This window comes from Cupriavidus mimosae, assembly GCF_023952485.1.
In the GTDB taxonomy this organism is placed as follows: Bacteria; Pseudomonadota; Gammaproteobacteria; order Burkholderiales; family Burkholderiaceae; genus Cupriavidus; species Cupriavidus taiwanensis_C.
In genome coordinates this window covers 269,512-283,816 of record NZ_JALHRY010000005.1, presented here as the reverse complement: position 1 = coordinate 283,816, position 14,305 = coordinate 269,512, and the positions used below count along the sequence as shown (strand labels likewise).

12 protein-coding genes are annotated in these 14,305 nt (G+C 69.3%); 10 read left to right on the top strand and 2 right to left on the bottom strand.

All coding sequences use genetic code 11. The annotated features are described in order from the left end of the window. Positions 1-11: 11 nt before the first annotated feature. Complete coding sequence (locus MKD50_RS11975) at positions 12-1,559, bottom strand: DEAD/DEAH box helicase (protein ID WP_252667203.1); 1,548 nt, start codon at positions 1,557-1,559, stop codon at positions 12-14. 309 nt (positions 1,560-1,868) lie between these two features. On the opposite strand from MKD50_RS11975, the gene MKD50_RS11970 reads away from it, so the two are divergent. The 7 genes from MKD50_RS11970 to lnt all read left to right on the top strand — a co-directional run bounded on the left by MKD50_RS11970 (position 1,869) and on the right by lnt (position 9,961). After that, positions 1,869-3,554, top strand: coding sequence for a ClcB-like voltage-gated chloride channel protein (locus MKD50_RS11970; protein ID WP_252667202.1), 1,686 nt, complete (start codon positions 1,869-1,871; stop codon positions 3,552-3,554). Positions 3,555-3,685: 131 nt separating this feature from the next. Further along, the gene (locus MKD50_RS11965) at positions 3,686-4,081 is read left to right on the top strand and encodes a hypothetical protein (protein WP_252667201.1); all 396 of its coding nucleotides are present in this window, start codon (positions 3,686-3,688) and stop codon (positions 4,079-4,081) included. A gap of 91 nt (positions 4,082-4,172) precedes the next feature. Continuing rightward, positions 4,173-5,525, top strand: coding sequence for a tRNA (N6-isopentenyl adenosine(37)-C2)-methylthiotransferase MiaB (gene miaB / locus MKD50_RS11960; protein WP_252667200.1), 1,353 nt, complete (start codon positions 4,173-4,175; stop codon positions 5,523-5,525). 54 nt (positions 5,526-5,579) lie between these two features. Then, positions 5,580-6,581, top strand: a complete 1,002-nt coding sequence (locus MKD50_RS11955; protein WP_115705969.1) for a PhoH family protein — start codon at positions 5,580-5,582, stop codon at positions 6,579-6,581. Further along, complete coding sequence (gene ybeY, locus MKD50_RS11950) at positions 6,582-7,337, top strand: rRNA maturation RNase YbeY (RefSeq protein ID WP_115705967.1); 756 nt, start codon at positions 6,582-6,584, stop codon at positions 7,335-7,337. Between the two features lie 132 nt (positions 7,338-7,469). Beyond that, the gene (locus MKD50_RS11945; protein WP_252667199.1) at positions 7,470-8,357 is read left to right on the top strand and encodes a CorC family transporter; all 888 of its coding nucleotides are present in this window, start codon (positions 7,470-7,472) and stop codon (positions 8,355-8,357) included. After that, positions 8,354-9,961: an apolipoprotein N-acyltransferase gene (gene lnt / locus MKD50_RS11940; RefSeq protein ID WP_252667198.1), complete on the top strand. Its 1,608-nt coding sequence runs from the start codon at positions 8,354-8,356 to the stop codon at positions 9,959-9,961. Before MKD50_RS11945 ends, lnt begins: the two co-directional genes overlap by 4 nt. An 82-nt stretch (positions 9,962-10,043) precedes the next feature. On the opposite strand, the gene MKD50_RS11935 is transcribed toward lnt, so the two are convergent. After that, entirely contained in the window at positions 10,044-10,232 is a 189-nt protein-coding gene (locus tag MKD50_RS11935) for a hypothetical protein (protein ID WP_147299814.1), read from the bottom strand. 296 nt (positions 10,233-10,528) lie between these two features. On the opposite strand from MKD50_RS11935, the gene glyQ reads away from it, so the two are divergent. Genes glyQ through glyS form a run of 3 tightly spaced genes read left to right on the top strand, consistent with a single transcriptional unit; the run spans position 10,529 to position 14,276 of the window. Beyond that, positions 10,529-11,479: a glycine--tRNA ligase subunit alpha gene (gene glyQ / locus MKD50_RS11930; RefSeq protein WP_115705961.1), complete on the top strand. Its 951-nt coding sequence runs from the start codon at positions 10,529-10,531 to the stop codon at positions 11,477-11,479. Beyond that, positions 11,476-12,114, top strand: a complete 639-nt coding sequence (locus tag MKD50_RS11925) for a hypothetical protein (protein ID WP_115705959.1) — start codon at positions 11,476-11,478, stop codon at positions 12,112-12,114. Before glyQ ends, MKD50_RS11925 begins: the two co-directional genes overlap by 4 nt. Positions 12,115-12,152: 38 nt before the next feature. Beyond that, positions 12,153-14,276 carry a glycine--tRNA ligase subunit beta gene (gene glyS / locus MKD50_RS11920; RefSeq protein ID WP_115705957.1) on the top strand — a complete coding sequence of 708 codons (2,124 nt, stop codon included), beginning with the start codon at positions 12,153-12,155 and terminating at the stop codon, positions 14,274-14,276. Positions 14,277-14,305: the final 29 nt, after the last annotated feature.

Below are 14,305 nucleotides of genomic sequence, written 5' to 3'. Positions count from 1 at the left end.
CCGGTTCCGCGTTAGCGCGCCGGCTTGCGGTTGCCGCCCAGCAGCGCCGCCTGCGGCGCCGGACGGCGGTTGCGCGCCGGTGCCTGGGCGGCGTCATTGGGCTGGCGCGCGGGCTGGGCCGCGGCGCGTTGCGGGCGTGCCTGGTCCTGGCCGTCGCGGCGCGGCGCGGGGGTGCGCGCGCCGGCGGGCTGGACCGCACGGTTGCCGTTGGCGGCGCCGTTGCCGCGCTGGCCCTGGCTTTGGCCCTGGCGCGGCGCGCCCTGCGCCTGGCGGGCGGGACGCTGGCGCTGCGCGCCTTCGCCGTCGCCGGCCGGACGCGCCTCGGCCCGTCCGCGGCCCTGGCCCTGGCCGCCACCGCCACGCTGCTGGCGGCCCTTCTGGATCGGCTCGGGCGCGATACTGGGGTCGACCTCGAAGCCGGTCAGCACGGTCTGTTCGAGCTTGCGCTTGATCAGGCGTTCGATATCGCGCAGCAGCCCCAGCTCGTCCACGCACACCAGCGAGATCGCCTCGCCCTCGGCGCCGGCGCGGCCGGTGCGGCCGATGCGGTGGACGTAGTCCTCGGGCACGTTGGGCAGGTCGAAGTTGACCACGTGCGGCAGCTGGTCGATGTCGATGCCGCGCGCGGCGATATCGGTCGCCACCAGCAGCCGCAGGGTGCCGGCCTTGAACTCGGACAGCGCGCGCGTGCGCGCCGACTGGCTCTTGTTGCCGTGGATTGCCAGCGCCGACAGGCCGTCCTTGGTCAGCTGCTCGGCCAGCCGGTTGGCGCCATGCTTGGTGCGCGTGAACACCAGCACCTGGTGCCAGTCATGCTGGCGCACCAGGTGGGCCAGCAGTTCGCGCTTGCGTTCGCGGTCGACCGGGTAGACGCGCTGGTCCACGGTTTCGGCGGTGGTATTGCGCCGCGCGACTTCGATCGAGGCGGGATTGTTCAGCAGGCGGTCGGCCAGCGCTCGGATATCGTCCGAGAACGTCGCCGAAAACAGCAGGTTCTGCCGCTTGACCGGCAGCACGTTGAGGATCTTGCGGATATCGTGGATGAAGCCCATGTCGAGCATGCGGTCGGCTTCATCGAGCACCAGCAGTTCCACCTGCGACAGGTCGATGGTGCGCTGGGACACATGGTCCAGCAGGCGGCCGGGCGTAGCCACCACGATCTCCACGCCGCGCTTGAGCTGCTCGATCTGCGGGTTGATGCCAACCCCGCCGAACATCACCATCGAGCGCAGGCGCAGGTACTTGCCGTAATTGCGCACGCTCTCCTCGACCTGCGCCGCCAGCTCGCGCGTGGGCGTCAGCACCAGCGCGCGCACCGCCACGCGGCCGCCGCGCGGGGCGCCGCCGGCATGGCGGGCCGCGGTTTCGGACAGCAGCTGCAGCATCGGCAGGGTAAAGCCGGCGGTCTTGCCGGTGCCGGTCTGGGCGCCGGCGAGCAAGTCGCCGCCCTTGAGGATGGCGGGAATTGCCTGGGCCTGGATGGGAGTCGGGGTGGTGTAGCCCTGTTCGGCTACGGCACGCACAATCTTTTCGGACAAGCCGAGTTCAGAAAAAGACATGAATTGCTGCTTGGGCCATCGCTGCGCGCGCGGTGCGCCAGACGCCGGATGGCTCCTTGTAATCGATCGGAATCGGAACGCGAACGCCGGGAAGCCGGCGTGGCAGGCCACCGGCCCGCCCGCGAAGGAAAGAGCGGTAGTGTACCAGTCCGGCGCGGGCGGGTTATGCACCCGATCGGCACCCCACCGGCAACGAATGCGCGCCGGCGCACATGGGATCGGCGCGGGTGGCGCTGCGCTATCATGACGGCTCTCGGGCCGCCCGCTCGCCACCGCCGGCACGTCGCCCCGCCTGCCCGGAAAGCCGCCATGCGCTTGCGTTTCCTCGAAGACCAGGAAGTCACACTGCTCGCGGCCATCCCGGTCGGGATCGTCGCCGCCATCGCCACCACGCTGTTCAAGGAGGCGCTGGACGGCGCTGGCTTCGTACTGTTTGCCAGCCATGCCGATGTGGTCACGGTATTCGCGACGCTGGCGCTGGCATGGCGTGTGGTGGTGCCCGCCATCGGCGGCGCGCTCGCGGGCGGCCTGCTGGTGCTGGCCAACCGCCTGGCCAGCTCCCATCCGGGCGCCACCGACTACATGGAAGCGGTCGCCAACGGCAGCGGCCGGCTGCCGGTGCGGATCACGCTGTTGCGCGCGCTGTCTTCGTTCTTCTCGATCGTCAGCGGCAGCTCGGTCGGCAAGGAAGGCGCGATGATCCAGCTGGCGGCGCTGTGCGGGTCGCTGTTCCCTTCCACCCGGATCGAGCGCGGCGGCGGCTCCAACATGCGCCGCATGCTGACCGCCTGCGGCGCCGCGGCGGGCCTGGCCACCGTCTACCACACCCCGTTTTCCGCCGCGGTCTTTGTCGCCGAAGTCGTGTTCGGCGCGCTCGCGGTGCAGCGCCTGATGCCGCTGTTCCTGGCCTCGGTCGCCGGCGCCATGGTCAGCCAGTGGCACGGCGGGCTGCAGCCGCTCTATCCCGGCCTCGATATCGCCCCGGACCTGCGCCCGCAGGTCCTGCTGGCCGCGGCCGCGCTGGGCGTGGCCGCCGGCATCGCGGGCGCGCTGTTCCTGCGCGCGGCCGGCTTCGCGCGCAGCCGCTTCGCGGCGCTGCCGGGCGGGCCGGTGGCGCGGCTGGCGCTGGGCGGCGCGCTGGTCGGCGTGCTGGCGATGGCGGTGCCGGAAGTGGTCGGCAACGGCTTTTCCACCATCCAGACCCTGCTGCAGGAGCAGCCGCTGAGCGTGCCGGTGGCGGCCGTGCTGCTGGCCAAGCTGGCGGCGACGGTGATCAGCATGGGCTCGGGCGCGGTCGGCGGCGTGTTCACGCCGTCGCTGTTTGTCGGTGCGGCGCTGGGCCAGCTGCTGGCGCTGGGCATGCAGGGCACGGCGGCGGGCGCGGCGCCGCTGCTGCCGCTGGTGGGCATGAGCGCGTTCCTGGCGGCCACCAGCCAGGCGCCGCTGATGTCGGTGCTGATGGTGTTCGAGATGACGCTGGCGCCCGCGCTGCTGCTGCCGTCGATGATCGGCGCGGTGGCGGCATACTACACCGCGTCGCGCTGCCAGACGCTGTCGCTGTACAGCGTGATCGCCGAGCGCGCGCAGGCGTCGGCGGCCGCCGAGCATGCCCGCACGCTGACGCTGGCCGGCCTGTGCGACCCGACCGATACCGTGCTCGACCCCGGTGCCACGCTGGCCGCCGCCGCCGACAAGTTCGCCGAGACCGGCACGCGCTACCTCTACCTGGTGCAGGGCGACGGCCGCCTGCTGGGTGCGCTGTCGATCCATGCCTTACAGCGCGCGCAGCGCGAAGGCGCGCCCGACGATGTGCTGGCGCTGGCGGAACGCGAGTTCCCGGCGCTGACGCCGGACTCGCGCCTGCGCGACGCCCTCGCGGTATTCGCCGAGCACGGCATCAACCGGATCCCGCTGGTGCGCGACCCGGCCGGGCGCGAACTGATGGGCACGGTTTCCAAGCAGCGCGTGCTGCAAGAGGCATCCTGCCTGTTCTGACGCCCTTCCCTGCCACATTGCCTGCCACACCAAGGCGATCGCTGGCGAGGTAAAATGCGCGGTTGGCCGTCTTTCGGCCACGGCCCGCGGGCCATCCACCCACCGCATCGCCCTATTTGCCGGAGTTCCCCATGCCAGCAGGTCGTGATACGCGCCGCGAGGCGCCGGAGTCCGTGACACCCAGCCGCCTGTGCAAGCATTGGGCCGGGCTGGCGTGCGGCGTGGCGCTACTGCTGGGCGCGTCGGTCGCCGCGGCCCAGCCGGTGCGCGCGCTTCCGGGCGATGCCGTGGCGGCCAGGCTGGTCATCGACGCGCCGTCGGCGGGCGCGCCGCAGACCGCCACGCTCGACGGCAAGCGCGTGGGCGTGGCGCCGGGCCTGCGCCTGTTCGGCACCGACAACCAGTTGCTGGCCAGCGCCGCGGTGGCGGGCCAGAAGCTGCCGGTGCGGTACAAGCTGGACCTGTACGGCCAGCTGCTGACCGCGTGGGTGCTGAGCGAGGCCGAACAGCAGGCGCTGAAAAAATAACCACCCCCGAAGTGCGACCGGCGCTACCCCCCGCGCCGGCCGTGTTGTTGCAACACCCTGATGCCCCCAGGTCAACCACTGAGATCGGCATATGAAGAAAGTTTTCGTCAAGACGTACGGCTGCCAGATGAACGAGTACGACTCGGACAAGATGGTCGACGTCCTCAACGCCAGCCAGGGGCTGGAAGCCACCGACAACGTCGAAGACGCCGACGTCATCCTGTTCAACACCTGCTCTGTGCGCGAGAAGGCGCAGGAGAAGGTGTTCTCGGAACTGGGCCGGATGAAGGCGCTCAAGGCCGCCAAGCCCGACCTGGTGATCGGCGTGGGCGGCTGCGTGGCCAGCCAGGAAGGCGCCAGCATCGTCTCGCGCGCGCCCTATGTCGACGTGGTGTTCGGCCCGCAAACGCTGCACCGCCTGCCTGACCTGATCGCGCGCCGCCAGCGCACCGGCCAGTCGCAGGTGGACATCTCCTTCCCCGAGATCGAGAAGTTCGACCACCTGCCGCCCGCGCGCGTCGAGGGGCCAAGCGCGTTCGTGTCGATCATGGAAGGCTGCTCCAAGTACTGCAGCTATTGCGTGGTGCCGTACACACGCGGCGAGGAAGTGTCGCGCCCGTTCGAGGACGTGCTGGCCGAAGTGGCGGGCCTGGCCGACCAGGGCGTGCGCGAGGTCACGCTGCTGGGCCAGAACGTCAATGCCTACCGCGGCAAGATGGGCGACACTGCCGAGATCGCCGACTTCGCGCTGCTGATCGAATACGTAGCCGAGATCCCGGGCATCGAGCGCATCCGCTACACCACCAGCCATCCCAAGGAATTCACCTCGCGCCTGGTCGAGCTGTACGGCCGCTGCGACAAGCTGGTCAACCACCTGCACCTGCCGGTGCAGCATGCGTCCGACCGCATCCTGATGGCGATGAAGCGCGGCTACAGCGTGCTGGAGTACAAGAGCATCATCCGCCGGCTGCGCGCGCTGCGCCCGGACATGTCGATGTCCTCCGACTTTATCGTCGGCTTCCCCGGCGAGACCGATGCCGACTTCGACAAGCTGATGGCGATGATCGAGGAAATCGGCTACGACACCTCGTTCTCGTTCATCTTCAGCCCGCGCCCCGGCACGCCCGCGGCCAACCTGCACGACGATACCCCGCGCGAGCTCAAGCTGCAGCGCCTGCAGCGGCTGCAGGCCACCATCGAGGAAAACGTGCAGCGCATCAGCCAGGGCATGGTCGGCACGGTGCAGCGCATCCTGGTCGAAGGCCCGGCGCGCAAGGACCCGACCGAGCTGCATGGCCGCACCGAGAACAATCGCGTGGTCAACTTCGCCCTGCCGGGGGTACCGCAGGCGGGCCGCGACCGGCTGATCGGCCAGCTGGTCGAGGTCAGCATCACGCAGGCATTCCCGCACTCGCTGCGCGGCGAGATCGTGGTACGCCAGTAACCTGCCTGCAAAGCCCATCCATCCAGCAGCTTCCAGCGAGGCCATCGCCCACCGATGAAAATCCCTTCCGCAGAATTTGTCGCCCCGCGGGACGACAACACCCGGCTGCAGAACCTGTGCGGCCCGCTCGACGAGAACCTGCGCCAGATCGAGCAGGCGCTGGACGTGACCATCCAGCGCCGCGGCCACCGCATGACCATCCGTGGCAACCACGCGCAGGACACCGCGCTGGCGCTGGAGCGTTTCTACAACCAGGCGCGCACGCCGCTGTCGATCGACGACGTGCAACTGGGCCTGGTCGAGACGCGTCAGCTCAGCGCGCATGGCAGCTACCTGCCCGGCAACGGCAATGACGACGAAGCCGAGCGCGAGGAAGGCGACGAATCGCCGGTGCTGCATACCCGCCGCGCCGGCCTGCAGGGCCGCACCGTGGCGCAGCGCGACTACCTGCGCAATATCCTGTCGCACGACCTGACCATGGGCATCGGCCCGGCCGGCACCGGCAAGACCTACCTGGCGGTGGCATGCGCGGTCGACGCGCTCGAGCGCGACGCGGTCAAGCGCATCGTGCTGACGCGCCCGGCGGTAGAAGCCGGCGAACGGCTCGGCTTCCTGCCCGGCGACCTGGCGCAGAAGGTCGACCCCTACCTGCGCCCGCTGTACGACGCGCTGTACGACCTGCTCGGCTTCGATCGCACGCAGAAGATGTTCGAGCGGCAGATGATCGAGATCGCGCCGCTTGCGTATATGCGCGGGCGCACGCTGAACCATGCCTTCATCATCCTGGACGAGGCGCAAAACACCACGCCCGAGCAGATGAAGATGTTCCTCACGCGCATCGGCTTCGGCTCCAAGGCGGTGATCACCGGCGACACCACCCAGATCGACCTGCCCAAGGGCCAGAAGAGCGGCCTGGTGGAAGCGCAGCATGTGCTGCGCGACGTGCGCGGCATCGCCTGCACCCGCTTTACCAGTATCGACGTGGTGCGCCATCCGCTGGTGGCGCGCATCGTCGATGCCTATGACGAATATCACGCCCAGCACAAGGACGCTTAATTGAAATCGCAGAAATCCCAGACTTCCGGCGTCAGCCTGACCCTGTTCGACGGCGAAGGCCGCGCGCGCAAGAGCGCCGCGCACGCGCTGCGCGTGCAGCTGCCCGACGGCCGCAGCCTGACGCTGGACCTGACGCAGGCGGCCGATGGCGTGGTCGCGCTGCTGGCCGAGCACACCGATACCCACCAGCAGGCCGGCCTGCTGGTGCGCCCGGACAACCATGACGCGCTGTCGGTGGCGGTGACCGCCGCGCCGCTGACCACCACCACCGGCACCCCGGCCACGCCGCCGGCGCTGGAGCTGGAAGTCCAGCACGGCGACGGCATCGGCAAGGGCAACGGCCTGCCGGCGCGGCGCAAGCTCGAGACCTGGGTCAAGTCGGCGCTGTACGCCGACGCCGCGCTGACCATCCGCTTCGTCGGCGAGGAAGAAGGGCGCACGCTGAACCGCACCTATCGCGGCAAGGACTACGCCACCAATGTGCTGACCTTCGCCTATGCCGAGCGCGAGGAAGATCCGGTCAGCGGCGACATCGTGCTGTGCTGTCCGGTGGTGGAAGCCGAGGCGCGCGAGCAGCGCAAGCCGCTCGAGGCGCACTACGCCCACCTGGTCGTGCATGGCGTGCTGCACGCGCAAGGCTACGAGCACGAAGACGACGCCGAGGCCGAGGAAATGGAAGCGATCGAGACCGAGACGCTGCAGGCGCTCGGCTATGCCGATCCCTACCGGGCAGAAAAAGCAGAGCGGGCCGCGTGATGCGGCTGCCGCAGGCGGCGCCGGCAAGCGTCGCCCGCGGCACATATCAACCCCGGCCAAGCCCCGCCGTCACGGGACCGACAGGCTTTTAGTGTATCCTTCAGACGATCTCCACCACGCGCTCGCCGCGAAATGAACGACCCCTATCCCAGTTCGAAGCCCGCTTACCTGAAGCAGGCCGATCGGCCCAGATCGCTGCTCGAACGCCTGTCAGACCTGATCTCCCCCGAGCCGGACACCCGCGCGGAATTGCTTGAAGTGCTCCAGGAAGCGCATGAGCGCAGCCTGATCGATGCCGATTCCCTGTCGATGATCGAGGGCGTGTTCCAGGTTTCCGAACTGACCGCCGCCGACATCATGGTGCCGCGCGCGCAGATGGATATGGTCAATATCGCCGACGCGCCGGAGACCTTCATCCCGTTCATGCAGCAGACCGCGCACTCGCGCTTCCCGGTCTACGAAGGCAGCCGCGACAACATCATCGGCATCCTGCTGGCCAAGGACCTGCTGCGCTACTACACCGATCCCGCCTTCGACCTGCGCGAGACCCTGCGCCCGGCGGTGTTCATTCCCGAATCCAAGCGCCTGAACATCCTTCTGCGCGAGTTCCGCATCAACCGCAACCATATCGCCATGGTCGTCGACGAATACGGCGGCGTGGCCGGACTGGTGACGATCGAGGACGTGCTGGAACAGATCGTTGGCGATATCGAGGACGAATTCGACCTGGACGAAGACCAGGACAATATCCTGCCGATGCCCGACGGCAGCTGGCGCGTGCACGGCCTGACCGAGATCGCGCAGTTCAACGAGGCCTTCGGCACGGGCTTCTCCGACCATGATGTCGACACCGTCGGCGGGCTGCTGTCCAACCACGTGGGCCACGTGCCCCATCGCGGCGAGATCATCACGCTGCCGCCGATCCGCTTCGAGGTACTGCGCGCCGACGCGCGCCAGGTGCACCTGCTGCAGGTGCACCGCGAAGCCAACGCTGACAGCGCCAGCGCGGCCAGCGCATGAAGCTGCCCGCCCCGCTCCCCGACGGCGCCGCTGCCGACGCCGGCACGGCGCGCGTGCCCGGCACGCGCGCGCAATCGCGCGCCGCGACGCTGGCGCGGCTGCTGCTGGCCGGCGTGCTCGGCATCGCCCACACCCAGGCCTTCGCCCCGCATGACTGGTGGTGGCTGCAGATCCTGTCGCTGGCCGGACTGGCCGCGCTGATCGCCGACGCGCCGCGCGCACGCGCGGCCGGCGCCATCGGCTATGCCTTCGGCCTGGGCTGGTTCCTGTCCGGGATCTGGTGGCTCTATATCAGCATGCACGTGTACGGCGAGATGCCGTCGTGGATGGCCGCGCTGGCGGTGGTGCTGTTCTCGGGTTTCCTGTCGCTCTACCCCGCGCTGGCCGGCGCGCTCTGGCACCGGCTCATGGCGCGCCTGCCAGCGGGCACGCTGATCGCTCCGCTGGCGTTCGGCGCCGCGTGGGGCCTGACGGAATGGCTGCGCGGCGTGGTGTTCACCGGCTTCCCGTGGCTGTCGGGCGGTTATGCGCACGCCGACGGCCCGCTGGCGGGTTTCGCGCCGGTGCTGGGCGTGTACGGCATCGGCGCGCTGGCCGCCGCGGTGGCGGCGCTGCTGGCGGGCGCGGTGCGCGGGCTCGGCCGGGGCGAACGGCGCCGCGCGCTGGGCGCGCTGGCGCTGGCCCTGCTGGTGCCCGCCGCCGGCGCGGCGCTGGCGCCGCTGGCGTGGACCACGCCCGCCGGCAAGCCGCTGACGGTGCGGCTGCTGCAAGGCAACGTGGCCCAGGACATCAAATTCGAGCCCGCCGGCATCCAGCGCTCGATCGAGTTGTACCGCGACATGATCACCGCGGCGCCGGCCGACCTGGTGGTGACGCCCGAAACCGCGTTCCCGGTGATCCTGCAGGAGCTGCCGGTCGACGTCGCCGTCACCGTGCGCGACTTCGCGCTGGAAAGCGGCACCACGGTGCTGTTCGGCGCCGCCGGTGCCGATTCCCCGGTCGACTTCACCAACAGCGTGTTCGGCCTGGGCCCGGAGACGGAGCGGCTGTACCGCTACAACAAGCATCACCTGGTCCCGTTCGGCGAATTCATCCCGCTCGGCTTCCGCTGGTTCGTCGACATGATGAAGATGCCGCTGGGCGACTTCCGCAGGGGTGGCCTGGACCAGGTCTCGCTGCCGGTGCGGGGCGTGCGCGTGGCGCCGAACATCTGCTATGAGGATTTGTTTGGCGAGGAGATCGCGCAAACGCTGCGCCAGCAGCCGGCGCCGGCCAACCTGCTGGCCAACCTGACCAATCTGGCCTGGTTCGGCGACACCATCGCGCTGGACCAGCACCTGCAGATCTCGCGCATGCGGGCACTGGAAACGCGCCGCCCGATGCTGCGCTCGACCAATACCGGCATGACCGCGGTGGTGGGCCCGGACGGCTCGGTGCAGCAACGCCTGCCGACCTTCACCGTCGGCACGCTGACGGCCGAGGTGCAGGGCATGCAGGGGCTGACGCCCTATATCCGCTGGGGTAACGCGCCGGTGCTGGCGCTGATTGCGCTGGTGCTGGGCATGGCGGCCTGGCGCGCGCGCCAGGCGCGCACGACCGGCTGAAGGCGCAAGGCTGGGCACCGGGCGCGGCGGATCACCACTGCGGGCCCGGTACCGGTGGCGCGTCAGGTTCGCGCCGGCAGGTTCAGTTCAGCAGCCCGGTCACCACGGACACGGTGGCCGCGGCGATCATGACCGCGATTGCGACCAGATAAGGTTTGCGAGAAAGAAGTGCCATGATCCGAATGTCCCCATCAATAATCAGTTCCTGACATACGGCTGCCGCGACAAGACCGGGCAGCCGCCGTGCCGGCATACCGGCACGGACCGTCAATCGCAACGCTCTGAAACGGGTTGCTTACTCTTACTGTATACAAAAACGTTATCGGCAAGCAGCGGCGCGACTTGAAATCCGCCTCAGTATTTTCCCGATGCGTTGTGCGCGGCCGACATTGGCGCACCGCCGCGCACCGGCCCGGCCATCGGTGCGTGCCCTATGCAGCCCTGCCAAACGGGGCGCCGCGCCAAAAAGCCGATAGAATTCAGGGTTTGGCAAAATCCGTATGCGGCGGCTCCGGCACGCGCTGCGCGGCCTCGGCTTGCCTCCGCTTGCCTCTACCTAGTCTTCCTATGCTGACCTTCCAACAAATGATTCTGACCCTGCAGGCCTACTGGGACCGGCAGGGCTGCGCGCTGTTGCAACCCATCGATCTGGAGGTCGGCGCCGGCACTTCCCACGTACATACCTTCCTGCGCGCGATCGGCCCCGAGCCCTGGCGTGCCGCCTACGTGCAGCCGTCGCGGCGCCCCAAGGACGGCCGCTACGGCGAGAACCCGAACCGGCTGCAGCACTACTACCAATACCAGGTGGTGCTCAAGCCCGCGCCGGAGAACATCCTGGAGCTGTACCTGGGCTCGCTCGAGGCGCTTGGCCTGGACCTGAAGCAGAACGACATCCGCTTCGTCGAGGACGACTGGGAAAACCCCACGCTGGGCGCCTGGGGCCTGGGCTGGGAAGTCTGGCTCAACGGCATGGAGGTGACCCAGTTCACCTACTTCCAGCAGGTGGGCGGGATCGACTGCAAGCCCATCACCGGCGAAATCACCTACGGCATCGAACGCCTGGCGATGTACCTGCAGAAGGTCGAGAACGTCTACGACCTGGTCTGGACCGAGTGGGTCGAGAACGGCGAGACGCGCCGCCTGACCTATGGCGACGTGTACCACCAGAACGAGGTGGAGCAATCCACCTACAACTTCGAGCACAGCAACACCGAAATCCTGTTCCGCCATTTCGCCGAGCACGAAGGCGAGGCCAGGCGGCTGATGGGCAATGGCGACGGCGCCGACGCCGCTCAGGAAACCGGCACGCGCCTGGCGCTGCCCGCCTACGAACAGGTGCTCAAGGCCGCGCACACCTTCAACCTGCTCGACGCGCGCGGCGCGATCTCGGTCACCGAGCGCGCGGCGTATATCGGCCGCATCCGCAACCTGTCGCGCCAGGTGGCGCAGGCCTACTACGACTCGCGCGAAGCGCTCGGCTTCCCGATGTGCGGCCAGCGCGACGGAGCGCGGGCATGAGGCTGCTGGCGCGCAGCGCGCTGGGCTGCGCCCTGGCTCTCGCCACGCTGGCCGCGGCGGGCAATGCCGTGGGCGCGCGCGCGCAGGCCGTTCCCAGCGCGCAGGTGCTGATGCTGCCGGCCGAACTGAGCAATGTGTGCGAGGCCGACGCGCAGGCGCTGCAGCTGGCGATGGCGCGCCAGTGGCGGCCGTCGCTGAACGCGCTGGACCAGTGGACGCAGCTGGTGCGCTCGTTCTCGTGCGACCTCTCCGGCCAGCGCGACCTGGGCTGGCATCGGGTGCCGCTGCGCGCCTATGAAAGCGCGATCCGCTACCCGCTGACCTGGGTCGAAACCGAGACTCACAACGGCCGCACCCGGCGCAAGGTCAAGACCTACTACTCGGCCTCGCAGCTGCCGCCGAAGATCGATTTCTGGGTGGGCGGGCGCATCGACGAGATCCGCTACGACAAGCGCCTGCGCCGCATCGACGCGCGCTTCCCGGCGGCGGGCAGCCGCGGCGGCAGCAATGGCGCCGCCAGCGCCGCGGCGGCCGCGGCGGCTGCGCAATGCGCCTACACCACGCTGCAATTCCGGCAACAGAACGGCCTGTGGCTGCTGTCCGGAGTGGAACCTAATCTTTCGCCGCGCTGCTGAGCCAAGCCGCGCGCGCTACAACCTGTTGGATACGATTCATGTCGCAACCCATGACCGACTCGCTGCTGATCGAACTGTTCACCGAAGAGCTGCCCCCCAAGGCGCTGTCGCGCCTGGGCGACGCCTTCGCGCAGGGCCTGTTCGCCGGCCTGGGCGAGCGCGACCTGCTTGAGCCGGGCGCCACCGTGACGCCGTTCGCCACCCCGCGCCGCCTGGCGGCGCTGGTCAGCGGCGTGCGCCGCAACGCGCCGGACCGCGAGCAGCGCGAGAAGGTCCTGCCGCTGTCGGTGGCGCTGGACGCCAACGGCGAGCCGACCGCCCCGCTGGCCAAGAAGCTGGCCGCGCTGGCCAAGTCGGTCGGCGTTGCCGAGATCGACTGGCAGTCGCTGGAGCGCGCCTCCGACGGCAAGGCCGAGGCCTTCTTCTACCGCTATACCGCGCGCGGCGCCGAGCTGGCCGCCGGGCTGCAGGCCACGCTGGAAGACACCGTGGCCAGGCTGCCGATCCCCAAGGTCATGAGCTACCAGCGCCCGGACGGCAGCACGGTGCATTTCGTGCGCCCGGCGCACAGCCTGATCGCGCTGTTCGGCGCCGAGATCCTGCCGGTGACGCTGCTGGGGCTGCAGGCCAGCAACCTGACCCAGGGCCACCGCTTCCTGTCGCATGGCGCGATCGAGATCCGCCATGCCAACGACTATGCGCAGCAACTCGAGTCCGCCGGCCGCGTGGTGGCCAGCTATGCCGAGCGCCGCGAGCGCATGCGCAGCGCGTTGCTGCAAGAAGCCGGCGCCGACCAGGTCATCATGCCCGAGGCGCTGCTCGATGAAGTCAACTCGCTGGTGGAATGGCCGGTGGTGTACGCCTGCCATTTCGAGGAAGCCTTCCTGGCGGTACCGCAGGAATGCCTGATCCTGACCATGCAGACCAACCAGAAGTACTTTGCGCTGACCGATGCAGATGGCCACCTGCGCAACCGCTTCCTGATCGTGTCGAACCTGGCTACCGAGACGCCGCAATCGATCATCAGCGGCAATGAGCGCGTGGTGCGCCCGCGCCTGGCCGATGCCAAGTTCTTCTTCGACCAGGACCGCAAGAAGACCCTGGCCTCGCGCGTGCCGCAACTGGCCAGCGTGGTCTACCACAACAAGATCGGCACGCAGCTGGATCGCGTGCAGCGCCTGCAGCAGATCGCCGGCCATATCGCCGATGCGCTCAACGCCGCCGGCGTGGCCACCGACAAGGCCGCGGCGATGCGCGGCGCCGAACTGGCTAAGGCCGACCTGCTGACCGACATGGTGGGCGAGTTCCCGGAGCTGCAAGGCACCATGGGCACCTACTACGCCCGCCACGACGACGAAGCCGAGGACGTGGCGCTGGCCTGCTCCGAGCACTACCGCCCGCGCTTCGCCGGCGATGCGCTGCCGGCAAACGCGGTCAGTACCGCGGTGGCGCTGGCCGACAAGCTGGAGACCCTGGTCGGGATCTGGGGCATCGGCCTGCAGCCCACCGGCGAGAAGGACCCGTTCGCGTTGCGCCGCCACGCGCTGGGCGTGCTGCGCATGCTGATCGAAAAGCCGCTGGCGCTGTCGCTGTCGTCGCTGCTGGCGCTGACGCAGCAGGCCTTCGCCGGCATCGCCGCGGTCAAGCCGGCGCCCGAGGCCATCCTCGACTTCCTGTATGACCGCGTGCGCGGCTACCTGAAGGACAAGGGCTACACCACCAATGAAGTCGAGGCCGTGGTCAGCCTGCGCCCGGACCAGCTGCATGACATCCTGGGCCGCATGGAAGCGGTGCGCACCTTCGCCGCGCTGCCCGAAGCCGAGGCCCTGGCTGCAGCCAACAAGCGCATCACCAACATCCTGCGCAAGAACACCGAGCCGGTCGGCGCGGTGAACCCGGCGCTGTTCCAGGAAGGCGCCGAAGGCGCGCTGCACGCAGCCATCGAGCGCGTGCGCCCGGCCGTCGAGGCCGCCTTTGCCAGCGGCGACTTCACCGCCGCGCTGCGCGACCTGGCCCAGCTGCGCGACGCCGTCGACCAGTTCTTCAACGACGTGATGGTGATGGCCGAGGATGCGCAGCTGCGCGCCAACCGGCTGGCGCTGCTGGCCTCGCTGCATGCGCTGGCCAACCGCGTCGCCGACATCTCCAAGCTGGCAGCCTGAGCGGCGCCCGCAGCCACGCCCCAAGCAAC